16 protein-coding genes, 1 tRNA gene and 1 riboswitch are annotated in these 16,753 nt (G+C 38.1%); of the genes, 13 read left to right on the top strand and 4 right to left on the bottom strand.

The window, feature by feature from the left end; all coding sequences use genetic code 11:
* Nucleotide 1 precedes the first annotated feature (1 nt).
* The 3 genes from HL41_RS07235 to HL41_RS07225 are packed head-to-tail and all read left to right on the top strand — an operon-like array spanning nucleotide 2 to nucleotide 2,525.
* Nucleotides 2–1,438 (top strand): M48 family metalloprotease, encoded by a 1,437-nt coding sequence (locus HL41_RS07235; protein WP_038062283.1) that lies wholly within the window; start codon nucleotides 2–4, stop codon nucleotides 1,436–1,438.
* Nucleotides 1,439–1,449: 11 nt separating this feature from the next.
* Nucleotides 1,450–1,719 carry a hypothetical protein gene (locus HL41_RS07230; protein WP_200870701.1) on the top strand — a complete coding sequence of 90 codons (270 nt, stop codon included), beginning with the start codon at nucleotides 1,450–1,452 and terminating at the stop codon, nucleotides 1,717–1,719.
* A gap of 5 nt (nucleotides 1,720–1,724) precedes the next feature.
* The gene (locus HL41_RS07225; RefSeq protein ID WP_051754577.1) at nucleotides 1,725–2,525 is read left to right on the top strand and encodes an ATP-grasp domain-containing protein; all 801 of its coding nucleotides are present in this window, start codon (nucleotides 1,725–1,727) and stop codon (nucleotides 2,523–2,525) included.
* A 16-nt stretch (nucleotides 2,526–2,541) separates the two neighbouring features.
* On the opposite strand, the gene rpe is transcribed toward HL41_RS07225, so the two are convergent.
* The 3 genes from rpe to metE are packed head-to-tail and all read right to left on the bottom strand — an operon-like array spanning nucleotide 2,542 to nucleotide 7,244.
* Nucleotides 2,542–3,198 carry a ribulose-phosphate 3-epimerase gene (rpe, locus tag HL41_RS07220; protein WP_038062280.1) on the bottom strand — a complete coding sequence of 219 codons (657 nt, stop codon included), beginning with the start codon at nucleotides 3,196–3,198 and terminating at the stop codon, nucleotides 2,542–2,544.
* A 13-nt stretch (nucleotides 3,199–3,211) separates the two neighbouring features.
* A complete protein-coding gene (locus HL41_RS07215; protein WP_038062277.1) occupies nucleotides 3,212–4,957 on the bottom strand; it encodes a hypothetical protein in 1,746 nt (581 codons plus the stop codon).
* A 31-nt stretch (nucleotides 4,958–4,988) separates the two neighbouring features.
* Nucleotides 4,989–7,244: a 5-methyltetrahydropteroyltriglutamate--homocysteine S-methyltransferase gene (metE, locus tag HL41_RS07210; RefSeq protein WP_038062275.1), complete on the bottom strand. Its 2,256-nt coding sequence runs from the start codon at nucleotides 7,242–7,244 to the stop codon at nucleotides 4,989–4,991.
* 113 nt (nucleotides 7,245–7,357) lie between these two features.
* A riboswitch (cobalamin riboswitch) is annotated at nucleotides 7,358–7,627 on the bottom strand.
* 170 nt (nucleotides 7,628–7,797) lie between these two features.
* On the opposite strand from metE, the gene HL41_RS07205 reads away from it, so the two are divergent.
* On the top strand, nucleotides 7,798–8,001 hold the full coding sequence (locus tag HL41_RS07205; RefSeq protein ID WP_001136062.1) for a hypothetical protein: 204 nt from the start codon (nucleotides 7,798–7,800) through the stop codon (nucleotides 7,999–8,001).
* A 140-nt stretch (nucleotides 8,002–8,141) separates the two neighbouring features.
* Here the strand turns inward: HL41_RS07205 and HL41_RS07200 are convergent.
* Nucleotides 8,142–8,215 (bottom strand) — tRNA-Arg (locus HL41_RS07200).
* Between the two features lie 76 nt (nucleotides 8,216–8,291).
* Here HL41_RS07200 and HL41_RS07195 point away from each other — a divergent pair.
* Genes HL41_RS07195 through HL41_RS07155 form a run of 9 tightly spaced genes read left to right on the top strand, consistent with a single transcriptional unit; the run spans nucleotide 8,292 to nucleotide 16,671 of the window.
* Nucleotides 8,292–9,065, top strand: coding sequence for an LbetaH domain-containing protein (locus HL41_RS07195; RefSeq protein WP_038062319.1), 774 nt, complete (start codon nucleotides 8,292–8,294; stop codon nucleotides 9,063–9,065).
* Nucleotides 9,066–9,078: 13 nt separating this feature from the next.
* Nucleotides 9,079–9,942 carry a peptidylprolyl isomerase gene (locus HL41_RS07190; protein WP_038062272.1) on the top strand — a complete coding sequence of 288 codons (864 nt, stop codon included), beginning with the start codon at nucleotides 9,079–9,081 and terminating at the stop codon, nucleotides 9,940–9,942.
* Between the two features lie 27 nt (nucleotides 9,943–9,969).
* Nucleotides 9,970–10,587: a ribonuclease H-like domain-containing protein gene (locus HL41_RS07185; RefSeq protein WP_051754576.1), complete on the top strand. Its 618-nt coding sequence runs from the start codon at nucleotides 9,970–9,972 to the stop codon at nucleotides 10,585–10,587.
* Nucleotides 10,559–12,046 (top strand): DegQ family serine endoprotease, encoded by a 1,488-nt coding sequence (locus tag HL41_RS07180; protein ID WP_038062270.1) that lies wholly within the window; start codon nucleotides 10,559–10,561, stop codon nucleotides 12,044–12,046. The genes HL41_RS07185 and HL41_RS07180 overlap by 29 nt, the downstream gene beginning before the upstream one ends.
* A gap of 5 nt (nucleotides 12,047–12,051) precedes the next feature.
* On the top strand, nucleotides 12,052–12,984 hold the full coding sequence (locus tag HL41_RS07175; protein WP_038062267.1) for a SurA N-terminal domain-containing protein: 933 nt from the start codon (nucleotides 12,052–12,054) through the stop codon (nucleotides 12,982–12,984).
* Nucleotides 12,985–12,990: 6 nt separating this feature from the next.
* The gene (gene recO, locus HL41_RS07170) at nucleotides 12,991–13,749 is read left to right on the top strand and encodes a DNA repair protein RecO (RefSeq protein WP_038062264.1); all 759 of its coding nucleotides are present in this window, start codon (nucleotides 12,991–12,993) and stop codon (nucleotides 13,747–13,749) included.
* A gap of 15 nt (nucleotides 13,750–13,764) precedes the next feature.
* On the top strand, nucleotides 13,765–14,445 hold the full coding sequence (locus HL41_RS07165; protein ID WP_028841447.1) for an LOG family protein: 681 nt from the start codon (nucleotides 13,765–13,767) through the stop codon (nucleotides 14,443–14,445).
* On the top strand, nucleotides 14,436–15,404 hold the full coding sequence (locus HL41_RS07160; protein WP_038062261.1) for an aspartate carbamoyltransferase catalytic subunit: 969 nt from the start codon (nucleotides 14,436–14,438) through the stop codon (nucleotides 15,402–15,404). Before HL41_RS07165 ends, HL41_RS07160 begins: the two co-directional genes overlap by 10 nt.
* Complete coding sequence (locus tag HL41_RS07155) at nucleotides 15,388–16,671, top strand: dihydroorotase (RefSeq protein ID WP_038062257.1); 1,284 nt, start codon at nucleotides 15,388–15,390, stop codon at nucleotides 16,669–16,671. The genes HL41_RS07160 and HL41_RS07155 overlap by 17 nt, the downstream gene beginning before the upstream one ends.
* The last annotated feature ends 82 nt before the right edge of the window (nucleotides 16,672–16,753 follow it).

Genomic DNA, 16,753 nt, shown 5'->3' with positions numbered 1-16,753 from the left:
AATGTCTTTTTTCTTTAAGACAAAACTGCATCTTCTAAGTTTATTTTTAATTTTTCTTCTGGTGTTTCCTCCGCAGATAGCTCAAGCCCTTATTTCCTTAGAAGAGGAAGAAAAAATCGGTAAAGAGGTTTTGGCTGAGCTTGTCAAAGAAGTCGAGTTTATAGATGATTTAGAGTTAAACCTCTACATCAACACCATAGGAGAGGTTCTTAAAAAACAAGGTGTAACCTTTTCTCCGTTTGAATTCAAGTTTTTTCTAATCAATGATTCCAGTTTTAATGCCTTTTCTGTGCCTGGAGGATATATTTTTATCAACTCTGGTATTTTTAACAGCATCGAGTCTGAAGACGAACTTGCCGGGATTATGGCACACGAAATGGCTCATAACCTATGTCGGCATATCGCAAGAAGGATCGAAGACATAAAAAAAATGCAAGTATTAGTTACGGCAGCCACGTTAGCAGGCCTACTTCTTGGAGGTGAAAAAGCCGCAGCTCTAAACATAGCCTCAGCGGCTATCGCTCAAACCAAACTTCTTGCCTACAGTCGGGCTGACGAAGAAGAGGCTGATAGAACCGGTTTTCAAATCATAACCAAAGCTAACTATAATCCCTGGGGTATGGCAACGGTTATGGAAAGACTTTCTAAACAAGGTAACTTAGCCATAGAGCTTGAGTATAAATATCTTTTAACCCACCCGTTGCCTCAAGAAAGAGTGGCCTATCTTATCAGCCTTGCTGAGAGGTATACCTCTGATCAATCTCCTAGGTCTTTGGTTGCCCAAGATCCAGATTATTTTAAAAGACTGGTTATCAGAGCTCAGGTTCTTTCTAAAAAGAAAGACCTGGCATCTTGGATAACCAACTTGAGGGCAGTCCTCAAAGAAAAGAACGCCCCCTGGATAAGATACACCTTAGCTTTGGCGCTAAAGGAACAAAGATATTTTAAAGAGGCCCTGGTTGAGCTGGTTAAAGCCCTGCAGGAGCTTCCTTTTAAAATCTATTTTCTTTTAGACTTAGCCGAAATATATTTAGCCTCAGGAGAACCTGAGCAAGCCTTAGAGGTTTTAAACCAAATTTCTCCTTCTACCTCTTCTAAACTATATGAAGGGATATATCTTACAAAGTTAGAGTATCTAAGAGCTTTAGCCTTAACAGAAACAGGGGATCCTCAACAGGCTTATGGTATTATGCAAAAACTTTTAAACCTACAGGCCCTTAGTTATGACCCATACTTTTTTTATAACTTGGGTAAGGTTGCCTCTCAACTTAACAAGATGGGAGAGGCCCATTTTTATTTTGGTAAACATTACCAGCTTAAAGGGGATCTAAAACCAGCCCTTTATCACTACGAAAAAGCCCTTTCTTTTTTATCTAAAACAGATAAAATGTATTTAGAGGCTGAGAAAAATATAGCACAAATAAAAAACAAAAAGTAAGAGGGTGGTTGATGGCAGAAAATTTTTCTTCTATCAGAAAGCACAGTATCAAGATTAAAAAGCCGTTTAAGATTTTATACAGGGAAAAAATAGTTTGCCCTAACTGTCAAAACAGTGAAGATTTCTATGAGGTGATTGAAAACGCAACCATCTTTATTTATTACCTGCAAAACGAAGACGGAAGTTTAGAGGCGATAGAAGAAGAAATTGAGGTATTAGGCCCGGTTAAGTTTTTCTGTGCTAACTGTAATACCGAATTAACCCAAATGAGAAATAAATAAGATTTATGCGTCCCTATTATATTATTTTAAGCTTTCAAGCCTTTAGAAAACATTTTTCTGAACTAAAAGAAGGAGACCTTGTTGGGATAAGACTACCTTTAAAAAGGGAAGAACACGGGCTTGTTGTAGACCTCATATACCGAAAAGTAGAGGCTTTTCCGTCTTTTTTAAGTCAGCTTTTATGCAGTTCTAAAACCCTTCAGGCTGAGGTTTTAAGAGAGTTCATGCCACCTTTTACTTTTGTAATCAGGGATAAAACTTCTCTTCTTGCCAGCTTAGCTAAACTTTCTCGCGAGGAAGGGTTTACCAAGTTTATCACCAAAGACGATCAGGCAAACTGTGGTTTAGGAGTAAAACTGTGGAATTCTTTGGAAGAGATTTTTAACGTAGCAGGCACTCAGGTTTTACCTTTCCCTTTTGTTTTACAACCCTTTTTCCCTAACATCCGAGACATCCGGGTGATTATTTTGGGAAATTTTTACGTAGAAGCCTATGAAAGAAAGAATGAACTTAATTTTAGAAAAAACATTTTTTGGGGTGGTATTGCAGTCCCTTATCAACTTTCTGATGAGGAGGTCTCTTTTTGTCATAAAGTGATGGAAAGAGGAAAATTTCCATATGCTCACCTTGACCTTATTTATATAGATGAAGAGGGACCCTATCTTTCTGAGATCAACCTTAAAGGTGGAATTAAAGGGGCTAAACTTTCTACAGAGAAATATAATGAAATCATAAGCACCATCCATCAAGAATTTTATAAAAATTGGGAAAAAACCTATAACCCGGTTCTTTACCTTATGCCTTAGGGCCTCATAAAAATCTCTATTTAGAGAGCTCAGTTCTAAGGGCTTTCATAAAGCTTTTATAGTCTTTAGCCCCAAAAAAGGCTGACCCCATGACTAATATATCTGCCCCGGCGTCAGCAATCTCTTTTGCGTTTTCAAGTTTTACTCCTCCGTCAACCTCTAATAGAGTATTTAGCCCTTTTTCTTTTATGAGAGTTTTAGCCTTTTTTATTTTTTCCAGGCAAAAAGAAATAAACTTTTGTCCTCCAAACCCCGGGTTTACCGACATGATAAGCAGTAGATCTAAATCTTCTAAGAGGTCTTCTATCAGAGAAAGAGGCGTTGCAGGGTTTAGCGCTACTCCAGCCTTAGCCCCTGCCTCTTTAATTTGCCATACCGTGCGATGAAGGTGTATAGAGGCCTCAACATGAACTACCAGATAGTCTGCCCCCGCCTTTACAAAATCACTCACATAGCGTTCAGGAGACACAATCATCAAGTGTACGTCAAGAGGAAGGTTAGTAGAGTTTTTAACAGCTTCTACTACCAAGGGGCCTATGGTAATGTTGGGTACAAACTGACCGTCCATAACATCTACATGGATAAAGTCTGCCCCTGCTTCCTCTGCAAGCCTTACCTCTTCTCCCAGTCTTTTAAAATCTGCCGACAAGATAGAAGGTGCTATTAAAACCATATTTCCTCCGATTCTACAAGGTTTTTAGATTTTCTAATAAAAACTCCTTTACTATTCTTTCCCAGCTGAGTTTATTTTTGTATTCTTCGGCTTTTTTGGCAAGGATTTCTCTTTCTTGCCGTGTTTTAGGTATTTTAGCAAAAATTTCTTCTGCTTTGCTTGCCAAAACAAATTCTTCTAAACCAATTCTTTGCTCAGCAGTCAAGTTTTTTAGTTTGGATAAACTAAATTTTTCTCCTACCGAAATAAAATCAACTCCATAAAAGGGTTTGAAATCTTTTTCAAAGGTTTTTTCAAGAAAGAAATACACCCCACAAGAGGTAGAAGGAACAGCAAGTCCACCAAAAGGAAGTACCTCGATGTGGGCTATACCAAAAGGTTCATAGATAGACATTCCCAGCTCAAGGTCAGAAGCAAGCCTCAAGTCTATCGTTTCTAAGTCCTCCTTTTCCATAAAAGGACATTTATAGTTAGAAAAACCTACCTGGTTGATAAAAAGGGCTTTTAAGTTTTTAGAGGTTTTATTAAAAGTTTCTACCCAGCGGTAAACCTCTATTTCGTATCCGATAAGGTCAGGCCATCCTTCTCGGTGTTCAAACGGCCAAGGATAAGATTTTACCATTTTTTCTACTTCATGAGGAGGCCTCCCCTGAGCTACTAAAGAAGAAAGTAAGATGTAAACCCCTTTAAGGTTATGTTTAACAAAAAGTTCGTCTAAGTAGTTTAGAAGGATAAGGTCTCTCCAGATACCTTTACTCTTAACTAAACGGCAAACATGAGTAATCAAAATGTCAGGGACAAAACCATAATAACAACTAAGCCATTTACCTATCTTTTCTTTAGATATTTCTTTTCTGTCAAAATCTATGTGGTCTGAAGAAACTCCATTATAGACTAATTTTACTTTTTGTTTTTCTGTTTCTGGGCATAAAAAAAGATATTCTTCTACCACCCAATCGCCAACCGCAAACACGGAGTCAACCCTTTGTGCAAGTTTAACCAAAGGGGTTCTATACCAGTCATCTTGAGGCCCAAAGACATCTTCTAAAGAAAGATTTTCTTCTTTAGCTTTTTTAAGGATGTTATAAAAACTTATATCCCCCCCACCTAAGTTTTCTACCAACCTTCTTACTGGTGCTACCTCGTGAGCATAAAAAATCCTTTTGTGTTTTTGAGGATGATAATCAGGATGAAGCTCTAAACTTAAAAGGGCTGGCATACCCATGTATTCATGTCCAAAAAACACTAATTCTTTAGCTGAGGGAAAAAGCAGGTTTATTAAATCTAAAAAAGGCAGACCAATCCTGAAATATTGCTCATAATCCCAGTCTGCTTCATAACGGTCTGAAGCCAAACCAAATTTTTCCCAGAAGAGGTACTTATAGAAGTTGACAATTTCTTTTTTTATATGAGTTATATCTACAAGAAGTATGTCTACTGTGGCTTTATTTTTAGGGTTTAGCTCATTAACCACCCTTCTTTTCCCATAAACTACATCTATGTTATATTTTTCTAAAATAGGATTAAAGTATATTCCAAAATGTCCTGTATCGTAGTTATCTTTGCTACTATAAAAAACTATTCCATCTTTTCCCAAACGACTGCTTGGAGAACCCAGATATTCGAAAAGAGGACCGTAGAGAAGGGTTTTGTCAAAGTATGATAGGTAGGAAGGAGAGGTGCACAGGTTGTTTATTACCTCTCCTATCCCCCCTATTTTATACAAGGCTTCATGGGTTATGTGAACGGCTACCCGCATTAATTTTTATCATACCACAAAAACCCTAAAATCAAACTTCTTGTCTTAGTTCTTGGGCTACCTCTACCATGTTTTTGAGGGCAGGTATGACCTCTTCCCATTTTCTGGTTTTTAGACCACAGTCTGGGTTTATCCATAAGAGTTCTTTGGGAAGGATTTTTAAGGCTCTTTTGACGATTGCTTTCATTTCTTCTTTATCTGGTATGGCTGGGGAATGGATGTCATAAACCCCAAGGCCTACTTGTCTATCCCAACCTGAGAAGGTTTCAAAGGCCTCGATAATTTCTCCTTTGCTTCTTGAGGCTTCTATAGAAATGACGTCAAAATCCATTGCAGCGATGTAGGAGATGATTTCGTTAAACTCTGAATAGCACATATGGGTATGGATTTGAGTTTCTGGAAGGGCCTTAGCGCAAAGTCTAAAGGCCTTTACCGCCCAGGTAAAGTAGCTATCCCAGTCTTTTCTTTTAATAGGAGCTCCTTCTCTAAAGGCTGGTTCGTCTATCTGGATAATTTTAATCCCAGCCTTTTCTAAGTCTTTAACCTCGTCAAACAAGGCAAGGGCTATTTGATAGGCTATCTGCTCTTTAGGGAGGTCTTCACGGTAGTAACTCCAGTTTAAGATGGTAACCGGACCAGTAAGCATTCCTTTTACCGGTTTTTGGGTAAGACTCTGAGCATAGGTAATTTCTTCTAACGTCATAGGCTCTTTTCGCCACACATCTCCATAGATAATAGGAGGACGATAAACCCTTGACCCATAGGAAAGTACCCATCCTTCCTTAGTAGTAGCAATCCCTTCTAATTTTTGGGCAAAAAATTCTACCATGTCAGTTCTTTCAAACTCTCCATGGACCAAAACGTCAAGCCCAAGCTCTTCCTGTAGTTTAATAACCTCGGCTATTTTTTGCCGGATAAAATCTTTATACTCATCGAGGCTTATTTCTCTTTTGTTAAACTTAGCACGCATCCTCCTTACTTCTTCTGTTTGAGGAAAAGACCCTATGGTAGTTGTGGGGAAAATAGGAAGGTTAAGGCGTTGTTGTTGAAGTTTTATCCTTTCCTGATAGGGAAGGTCTCGGATAAAGTCTTGTTCTGTAAGATTAGAAATTCTAGCTTTTACCTCTTCGTTTTGACCAAAAGAGACCTGTAGTTTGTCTTTAGACTCAGCTATCAAACCTAAGGCTTCTAAGTCTCCTTCTAAACCTCTTTTTAAAAGGTCTAACTCTGTTAATTTTTCTTCAGCAAAGGCGAGTTTATTTTTAAGTTCTATAGGTAGGAGGTCTTCTCCTTCTAAAGAAACCGGGAGATGAAACAGCGGACATGAATTGGTTATCACTAAATTTTGATTGATCTTCAAGAGAAATTCTATTTCTCTAAGTTTAGCCTCTAAATTAGCCCTCCAGACCTGCCTTCCGTTGATGATACCAGCTATAAGTATCTTGTCCTCTGGGAACCCAAGTTGTTTTAGGTTGTTAAAGTTTTCTGCATTAGACACCAGGTCCAAACCTAACCCTTTAACCGGTAAATCTATAAAAGCCTGGTAATCAGAAACACTGTCATAGTAGGTTAAGACCCAGAGGTCTGTAAAACCTGAAAGCTTTTCGTAAACCTTTTTAACCAACTTCCATTCCCAAGGTTCCAAATCCATCACTAACGCTGGCTCTTCAATCAAAACAGCTTGGGGTTCAACCTCCTTAAGAGTCTTAAGGATTTCTTGATAAACCGGGACAAGATGTTTTAAAATTTCTTCAAAAACCTTGGAATCGGTGATTTTTTCTACGGTTATCCCTTCTGAAGAAGTTTTAACCAGTTTGGCTAATTTTAGAAAGGTAAAGGGACCTACTAACTTAGGGAGGGTGTTAACCCCAAAATTCTGATAAAAAAGAAAGTCTTTAAGCGGAAAGTTTTCAAAAAGGGAAAAATCTTTGGTTTCTATCTCTGGGACAAGATAATGATAGTTGGTGTTAAACCATTTGGTAAGCTCAAGGGCTTGTTTACCTTTAGCCATTTCAAAATAAGTTTTAAGACCCTGATAAGGTTGAAATCTACCTGGAATAGCACCCACCATTATGGCAGTATCGAGGATAAAGTCGTATAGAGAAAGTTCGTTGGAAGGGAAAAGGTCCACGTTTTTTTGATAAATTTTAGCTCTTTCTAATTTTAGGTTGTTAATTCCTTCGTAAAAAGCCTCTTCTTCAAGGGTTCCTTTCCAAAAGTTTTCAAGCAATTGCTTAAATTCCCTTTTTTTCCCTAACTTGGGAAAACCATAAGCCAAAGTTTGCATAATCATCCCTCCTGCAATTTTGGTGTTTAGAGATTTAAAAATCTGGATAGATAAAGATGAACGGAAATAAAATGATTTTAAGGTGGTGTTTTAGTCATAGATATACCCCCCTCGAGGTTTTTAGAGGCTGGATAGGTCTTCCGGCTTCCGGATCAACCTACTTGCCGCACCTTCCCAGTGCCTTTCGGCACCAGTGGTCTGTCGGCTAAAGGCTGTTGGCCTTTAGCCCAAGGAAGGAAGCCTCCTTTTAGGGAATCCTTACTCGGGACCTCCTTCCCCAGAGGTCAGGTAGACCTCCAAGCGGCTTTCGTCCCCGGTCACGGCTGCGGGGCAGCGGGGGATTTTCACCCCTCTTCCCTTACATCCAGCCTGCTCTCCCTAACTTTTTACCACAGCCTGGTTTTATGTCAATAACTTAGGGTTACCCTATTTTGCCAATAGAAATTTAATATTCATTCATGTTTTCCCATTTTTCAATCTGTCTAAACGCTTTCTGTCTAAACGATCTATCACCTATCAGGTGAAAAATTCCTAAACCTAAGAGGATGTCATTATGCCGCAAAACTCTCTTAACTTCAAAATCCTAAAAACTAACGAACCTATCACCCCTCGTTCAGGACTTGCTCTTGTTGATGCCTTCCTCAAAAACTCTGGAATAAAAACCTTAATAGACCAACATATGCCTTTACCTGGTTCAAACAGAGGTTACATCTCCTGGCAATATATTCAACTTATCCTTCTTATGCTTATCGGTTGAGGCCATATATGGGGGTTAAAGAGGATAGATATCAATATTTTTTAGGTCAAGAGGAATCGTTTATAGAATGAAGGCGTTGGTAGAAAATAGATTAGGTTTTGTTTAGTTTAAACTGAAAGATTTTTTTAAAATAAAAAAAGCGCCCCCGGAGGGACTCGAACCCCCAACCTACGGCTTAGAAGGCCGCTGCTCTATCCTGTTGAGCTACAGGGGCAGTTAAGTACAACTTAAATTTTAATCAATTTTTTTGTTTTGACAAGTCTTTTTTTGGGTTTATAATTATTTTTAATATGATTAAATTAGTAGACTTTTTTGGAAGCTTGGAAAAAGAAAAAGTAGCGTCTCTTTTTGAAGGTCAATTTCCCTGGGAGGCCTTAAAAAAGCTAAAGACCTTTTTAAACGATATAGTCCCTCCTATTCCTAAAAAGATTCCTTTAAGATGTCCTTTACCAGAAACTGTATTGCTTACTGTAGAAGGAGAGGTCATTCCTTTGAAAGACCTGGAATTTGAAGAAGAAGGGTATTATTTTAAAGGGGAAAGGGTAGAAGGGGCTATCCTTATGGCAGGAGCGTTTTTAGGCAGTGAGAAAATCTTCTTTGAAAAAGGGGTAAAAGTGGAGCCTTTTGCGATGATAGAGGGTCCTGCCTATTTTTCGCAAAACACAGAGATTAGGCAAGGGGCTTATGTAAGGGGTAGTGTATATACCGGGGCTGGTTGTGTGGTAGGTCATACCACCGAGGTAAAAAACTCTATCTTTTTAGCTCAATCTAAAGCTGCGCATTTTGCTTATGTAGGAGATAGCATTCTCGGGGCGCAGGTTAACCTTGGGGCAGGAACCAAGCTGGCTAATCTAAAGTTTAACAAAAAAGAGATAGTGTTAAACATAGAGGGGGAGACCATAAAAACAGGACTTAGAAAGTTCGGGGCAATTTTAGGAGATGGTTGCCAGACAGGTTGTAATTCGGTCTTACAACCAGGGACTGTTTTAGGCAAGTCTTCTTTTGTCTTCCCTGGACGGGTGGCTGGTCCTGGCTTTTTTGGTCCTTTTACTAAAATAAAATAATTGGAGGTTTTAAATGAAAAAAGGTTGGTTAGTAGGGTTTTTGGTTTGGATGTTTATCATGGGAATACAGGTGGTTTATGGAGCAGAATCCAAGGTTTTGGCAGAGGTTGGTCCATATAAGCTTTATGAACAAGAGGTCGAAAAGATTCTTAATCAGGACCCTCAGGTTCAGGAGATTCTTAAGTCTTCTCCAGAGGCTAAAGAGAAGATTAAAAAGACGTTGATAGATAAATGGATAACCTTAAGTTTATTAGGGTTGGCTGCTAAAGAAGAAGGTATAGATAAGCTTCCTGAGGTTCAAAGGGATTTAATCAACATAGAAAAACAAATACTTGCTCAAAGATATCTTAAAACCAAGCTCGAAGGTATCAAAATAACCGAAGAAGAGTTAAAAGACTATTATCAGAAACATAAGGATAGATATGTAGAACCTGAGGCGGTTGAACTTAAGCATATTTTACTTTCTCTTCCCTCAGATGCCAAAAAAGAAGAAGCAGACAAGGTGCTTAAAAGGGCTAATCAGATTAGGGCGCAGATCCTGAAAGGTGCCAAGTTTGAAGAGTTAGCTAAGACCTATTCAGAAGATCCTAATTCTAAGGAAAAAGGTGGAAGCTTAGGGATTATTAAAAGAGGGGAAACAGACCCTCAGTTTGAAGCCAAGATCTTTAGCCTTAAACCTGGAGAAGTAAGTCATCCTATGAGGTCAAACTATGGATATCATCTCATAAAAGTAGAAAAGAAAATTCCTGCAAAGGCCTTAACTTTTGAGCAAGCTAAAAAGCTGGTAGAAAATGATTTAAGGGAGGAAAAAGAAGAGGCTTTGATGAAAGACCTGATAGAGAAGCTTTCTCAAAAATATACTCCTAAAGTTTATTAAAGAAAGACGCTTTTAAAAGGAAGGAAGATGGTAGATCTTAAAGGCGTGTTAGATAAGGAAAATTTAAATTTAGTAGACCTGTGCTTTCTTTGTGCTAAGAACACCACCTCTTTATTGTTTTTAGACATAGAAACAGAAGGTCTATCTAAGGAAAAAAACGACATTACCCTTATAGGGGTCTATACTCAAGGGAAATATTTACCTTTTATTAAGGGGTTAAACTTAGAGCGTTCTCTTTCTCTTCTAAAGGTTTCTCCTATCTGGGTTACCTTTGGAGGGGAGAGGTTTGATCTTCCGTTTATCAAAAAACGTTTCCCTGAGGTTTCGATGCCGGTAGTTCATTTAGACCTTTATTTAGCCTCTAAACTGGTGGGGTTAAATGGGGGGCTTAAGAAGATAGAAAAAGCTATTGGGATAGCAAGAGAAACAGAGGGTATGAATGGTTATCACGCGGTAAAACTTTGGCGTAGATGGGTGGAAGCCAAAGACAAAAATGCTCTAAGAAAGCTTATTCTTTATAATAAAGAGGATGTGGTAAATTTAAAAAAAGTATTTGATTATGTGGTTAGTAAGCTTGCTGAGCAAAGAAAAGAAGGGCAAAAAGGGGGGGAGATAGATGAGGTTAGACCTTCAGCGGTATTTTAAACATTATAAAGTTATCTTTCTTATTTTATTTTGTTTTGCCTTAGGGTTTGCCAGCAAGACTTTTTTGGAAAAAAGTAGTTTTAAATCAAAGCTTATCGCTCAGGATGGAAAGGTAGTCAACCAGGAAAGTTTGAACGTGGCGCTTAAGCTTTCTGAGGCTTTTTCTTACTTGGCAGAAAAGGCTGCTCCAGCGGTAGTTTACATAGAAACAGAAAGGACAGTGGCAGCAAATCCTTTTCCCTTTGACTTGTTTAGAGATCCCTTCTTTAGAAACTTTCCATCCTTACCAAGATATAAAGAAAGAGGTGCAGGTTCAGGTTTTATCGTTTCTTCTGACGGGTATATCGTAACCAACAATCATGTAATTCAGCAAGCTCAGAAGATTACAGTAAAACTTCTTGATGGCAGAACTTTTCCTGCAGAAAAGATAGGGGCAGACCCTTTATCTGACGTGGCATTACTTAAGATTAACGCCAATAATCTTCCAACACTTTCTTTTGGTGATTCAGACCTTATCAAAACAGGGGAATGGGTTATAGCTATCGGAAACCCATTTGGTCTTACACACACCATAACTGTAGGCGTTATAAGTGCTAAAAGCAGAAGTGGCATAGGAATTTCCGATGTAGAGGATTTTATCCAGACAGATGCAGCGATTAATCCTGGTAACTCAGGTGGTCCACTTATCAATCTTAAAGGAGAAGTTATTGGCATGAATACTGCTATTTTCAGCCGTTCTGGCGGATACATGGGGATAGGGTTTGCTATTCCAAGTAACATAGTAAAAACTGTGGTAGAACAACTTAAGTCTAAAGGAAAGGTCGAAAGAGGTTTTTTAGGAGTTACCATTCAAGATTTAACTCCTAATCTTGCCAAGGTGCTTGGGGTTAAAAATGTTACCGAAGGTGCAGTAATAACAGAGGTAGTTCCAAACTCACCAGCCTATAAAGCAGGCTTAAAAGAAAAGGATGTTATTATAGGGTTTAACGGAAAGCCTGTGAAAAATGCTTCGGAGTTAAAAAGTTACATTTTAATTACCAAACCTGGAACAGAGGTTGTGCTTGACGTTGTGAGAGGAAATCGGGTTGAAAAGATTAAAGTAGTGGTAGGATCTCCTCCAGAGAATGCTATTCTTTCAAGGGCAGAGGTTGAAGAAGCTCAAGAAATTTTAGAACAGTTAGGGTTTGACGTAGAAGAACTTACTCCAGCTCTTGCCAAAAGATTAGGGTTAAAACAAACCAAAGGAGTAGTGATTACCGAGGTTATTCCTGAGTCTCCGGCTGATCACGCCAACCTCACCCCAGGGATGGTTATCGACGAGGTAAACGGAGTTAAAGTTTCCAATCTTAAAGACTTTATCGCAGGCCTTAAAAAAGCCGCTCAATCTAAAACGGTTTTGCTGGGGATAAAGGTAAACGGAGGAAGAAGGTTCGTTTCTCTAAGTCTTGAGGGGATGTAACAGCTATGAAAAAGGTTTTATTGAAGAACTTGTTTGTTAGTTTTGTTTTAATGCTTTTTTTCGGGGCCTCTCTTCAGGCTGCAACCAAAATAAATCAGATAGTAGCGGTTGTAGGAGAGGAGTTTTTGACTTTGTATGAGCTTGAGGAACTTTGTGCACCGATTTATCAGAGATTTATAAAACCAGAAATGCCTTTAGAGGAAAAAGAAAAAATAAAAGAAGAGATCAGAAAGAGGGTTTTAAACGAATGGATAGAGGATACGTTGGTAGGTTTAGAGGCTAAAAAATACGGTTTTAAGGTAGAAGACGAAGAGTTAGAGGCCTATTTAAAGGAAGAGATTAAAGCTGCAGGAGGAGAAGATAAATTTAAACAAATGTTGAAAGAAAAAGGTTCAACCTTAGAAGAATATAAGAAGAAGGTCAGAGAAAATCTTCTTAAGATTAAGCTTGTACAGTTTATGTTAAAGGAAAAGGTGGTGGTTACGGATGATGAGTTAAAGCCACTTTATGCTGAGGAAATCAAAAAATACGATAAATCTTTCAGGTACTGGCTTTCTGTTCTTATCACCAAGGAAGAACCTCTGGCTAACACCGTGTATGAAGAATCTATTAAAGGAAAACCTTTGGAAGAGTTGATAAAAGGCCTTCCTAAGGAAAAAGTAAGCTTTTTTAATGAAAGTTTTAAAGAGGAAGACCTCGATCCAAAGATTTTAGAAAAGGTTAAAGAGTTAAATCCTGGGGAGTTGTCAAAACCTTTTAAGGTGGGAGAGAGTTTTTACCTTATCAAATTAACCAAAAAAGGAGAAAACGAGCCTCCTTCTTTTGAAGAGTTAAAGCCAAGGCTTAAACAAAGGCTTTTTGAGGAAAAAGCTCAGAAGTTTATAGAAAAATGGGTTAAAGAGTTAAAAGAAAAAAGGTATGTCAAGGTTTATCTTTAAAATCAGATGCTCTTTTCTGTTGAGGGGATAGTCCTTTCTAAGGAAAGGATAGGTGAAATAGATCTTTTGGTTGAAACCTTAACCCCTAAAGGAAAACTTTGGGCGATAGCTAAAGGAGCTCAAAAAAGTAGAAAAAGGTTTGTTAACCTTCTTGAAGAGTTTAATCTACTAAACCTTCATTTAAGAAAAACCCTCAAAGGTGCTCTTCCTATTTTAGAAAAGGCAGACCTTATTTTTATTCCAGAAAGTATATGGGGTAACTTAGAAAAGTATATTTTTTTCTCTTATATGGGAGAAGTTCTTTCTAAGGTAAGTTTTAAAGGGTTAGAGGCAGAATATTTTAATTTTATTAAAGACTGGGTTAAATTTTTAGACAGGGAACCTAAGTTAACCTTATTTCACAAGTTTTTTTTTGAGTGGAAAATGCTTGGATTTTTAGGTTGGAGCCCTCAGATAGAGGCTTGCGTAAGATGTGGTTATCAGCCTAAGAGGATTTTTTATTTTTCTGTAAAAGAAGGAGGGATAATTTGTTATCGCTGCAGGCAAGAAGGAGATTTCAGACTTTCAGCAGAACAAGTTGAGGTTTTAAAAATTTTTAGTAAAATGTCTAAGAATAAGGAAGATTTGAAAAAAGTTATGGAAAAAAAGGCCTTAACCTTTGAAGATTTAAAAATTTTAAACAGCCTTACTGAAAGGTTTTTTAATTATTTTTTAGTTTTTGAATTCAATTCTTTACAGACCTTAAAAGAAACATTTAGAGTTTAAAGGGGTTAGGTTAAGATGGAAAAATTGATGAATGAAAAACTTTTTGAAGAAAAACAGTATGTTCTTGAAGGTCTTGCAGCTAAAGAGTCATGGCGACTTTTTAAAATACTTGCAGAGTTTGTAGAGGGGTTTGAGGTGTTACCTCGGGTTTATCCTGGGGTAACTATCTTTGGTTCTGCCAGAACTGCTCCTGACCATCCAGATTATCAAAAAGCGGTAGAGTTAGGGAAATTACTTGTAAAATCCGGGTTTTCTGTGATAACCGGCGGTGGTCCAGGTATCATGGAAGCTGCTAATAAAGGGGCAGCCGAGGCTAACGGATACTCTGTTGGGCTAAACATTAAACTTCCTTTTGAGCAGGCTCCGAACCCTTATGCTAATATAAAACTGGAGTTTAGATATTTTTTTGTCAGAAAAGTAATGATGGCAAAATATTCAGTAGCCTTTGTGTTTTTCCCTGGTGGTTTCGGTACCTTAGATGAGATGTTTGAGGTATTGACTTTAGTTCAGACTAAAAAGATAAAACCTGTACCTATAGCTTTGGTAGGGAAAGACTTCTGGACTCCTCTCCAAAATTGGTTTAAAGATTATCTGCTTATGAATAATAAAATCTCTCCTAAGGACATCGAGCTTTTTAGGATAGTAGAAACTCCAGAAGAGACTTTAGAATACATAAAGGAATACTTATGGATTTAACCTCTAAACCTCAGCATGTTTTAGATATTGCTTCTCTTTCTTCAGAAGAAATAAATAGTTTTTTAGAACTTGGGGAAGCACTTAAAGAGGTTTTAAAAAGACCTATTCCTAAGGTACCTACTCTTAGGGGGCGGTTGGTTGTTCTCTTATTTTATGAACCTTCTACCCGAACAAGGTTTTCCTTTGATAGAGCAGCTAAAGCCCTTTCAGCTGACACTTTAACCTTTTCTGCCAAAGGTTCAAGTATAGAAAAAGGAGAAAGTCTGCTTGATACGGTTAAAAACTTAAAGGCTATAGGGGCAGAACTTATAGTTATACGACATCCGATGGAAGGAGCTCCTCATTTTATCGCCAAACATATCAACATTCCGGTAGTTAACGCAGGAGATGGAACACATGAACATCCTACCCAGGCGTTGTTAGACCTTCTTACGGTAAAAGAAAGGTTGGGGGATTTTTCAGGCATAAAGGTAGCGATTTTAGGGGATATAAAACATAGCCGAGTAGCCAAATCAGACATACTGGCGTTTCAAAAGATGGGAGCCAAGGTATATGTATCAGGTCCCGCGTATCTTTTACCTACTCCTTTAGAGGAGGAATATTTCAGAATTTATCCCGGAGGTTTTAAAGTTTGTTATGATCCTAAGGAAGCTATAAGAGATGCAGACGTAGTGATTGCTTTAAGAGTCCAAAAAGAACGGCATGGAAAACCTCTTATTCCCAGCTTTATAGAATATCAAACCTTTTTTGGGTTGACCTTTAAAGAGTTAGAGTTGATAAAAAAAGGTGCCCTTCTTATGCATCCCGGTCCGATTAATTGGGGGGTTGAGCTTTCTCCAGAAGTAGAGCAATATCCTTTTCAAGTTATTCTTGATCAGGTAGAAAATGGTGTAGCTATAAGAATGGCAATACTCCTTAAACTTTTAACAGATGGCAAAACCTATGAAGTTACTCATTAAAAAGGGAAGGATAATAGACCCTTCTCAAGGAATAGACCAGATAGGAGATCTCTTGGTTGAGGAAGGTATTATTAAAGGAATAGCAGACGATATTCCTTCAGACCAATATACAAAGGTTTTTTGGGCTGAAGAGAAGTGGGTTTTACCTGGTTTGGTAGACATTCATGTCCATTTGCGAGACCCGGGACAGGAGTGGAAAGAGGACATAGAAACTGGAACCAAGGCTGCTCTTTATGGAGGGGTTTTAAGGGTTGCTTGCATGCCAAACACCGTGCCCCCAAACGATACCCCAGAAATCACTAGCTATATCCTTAAAAAGGCTGAAGAAAAAGGTTACGTAAAGGTATATCCTATCGGTTGTATCACCAAAGGTCAAAAAGGGGAAGAACTTACAGAGTTTGGGAGGCTCAAAGAAGCAGGGATTGTAGCGGTATCTGACGACGGAAAGTGGGTGGCTAACTCAGAGGTAATGAAAAGGGCTTTACTTTACGCTAAACAGTTTAATCTTGCGGTCATTTCCCATTGCGAAGACCCAACCCTTTCTCAAGGAGGACAGATAAACGAAGGCTTTTTTTCAGCCAAGTTAGGACTAAAAGGCATACCTTGGTCTGCAGAGGTGGCTGCTGTAGTAAGAGATTTACTCTTGGCTAAAGAAACCGGACAGCCGGTACACTTAGCCCATCTGTCTTGTAAAGAAGTTATTCCTTTTTTAAGATGGGCTAAAGAAGAAGACATTCCTTTTACTGCCGAGACCTGTCCTCATTATTTTTCCTTAACAGAAAAAGAGGTAGAAGGATATAATACTTTAGCCAAGGTTAACCCACCTTTAAGAAAGGAAGAAGATGTTTTAGCGATAAAAGAGGCTTTAAAAGAGGGATTGATACAGGTTATTGCCAGTGATCATGCTCCTCATAGTGTTTTAGAAAAGGAAATAGAGTTTAGTTTAGCTCCCCCTGGGATGATAGGACTTCAAACCTTGCTTCCTTTGAGTTTGAACCTTGTAAAAGAAGGGTGGCTGAATCCTTTAAAACTAACAGAATGTTTGATAACCAACCCAGCTAAGGTAATAAACGTTGAACCCCCAAGTCTTAAACCTGGGAAAAAAGCAGAGTTCATCGTTTTTGACCCTAATAAAACTTATGTGTTAGGACCTGATATTATTCAGTCTAAAAGTAAAAATACTCCTTTTCTAAATAAAGAACTTAAAGGAATTACAGTTTTAGCTGTAATCGGAGAAAAAATTTGGGAACTTAATTGGGCTGTGTAGTTTTTTACACAGGTGTTAAAAATTTTTATCACATTTTTTCCTTATTTATCCCTAAAACCTAAAAACTTCTTAGAAATTTTAG

The sequence above is a fragment of the Thermodesulfobacterium commune DSM 2178 genome, from assembly GCF_000734015.1.
In the GTDB taxonomy this organism is placed as follows: Bacteria; Desulfobacterota; Thermodesulfobacteria; order Thermodesulfobacteriales; family Thermodesulfobacteriaceae; genus Thermodesulfobacterium; species Thermodesulfobacterium commune.
This window is presented reverse-complemented; position numbering and strand designations above follow the sequence as displayed.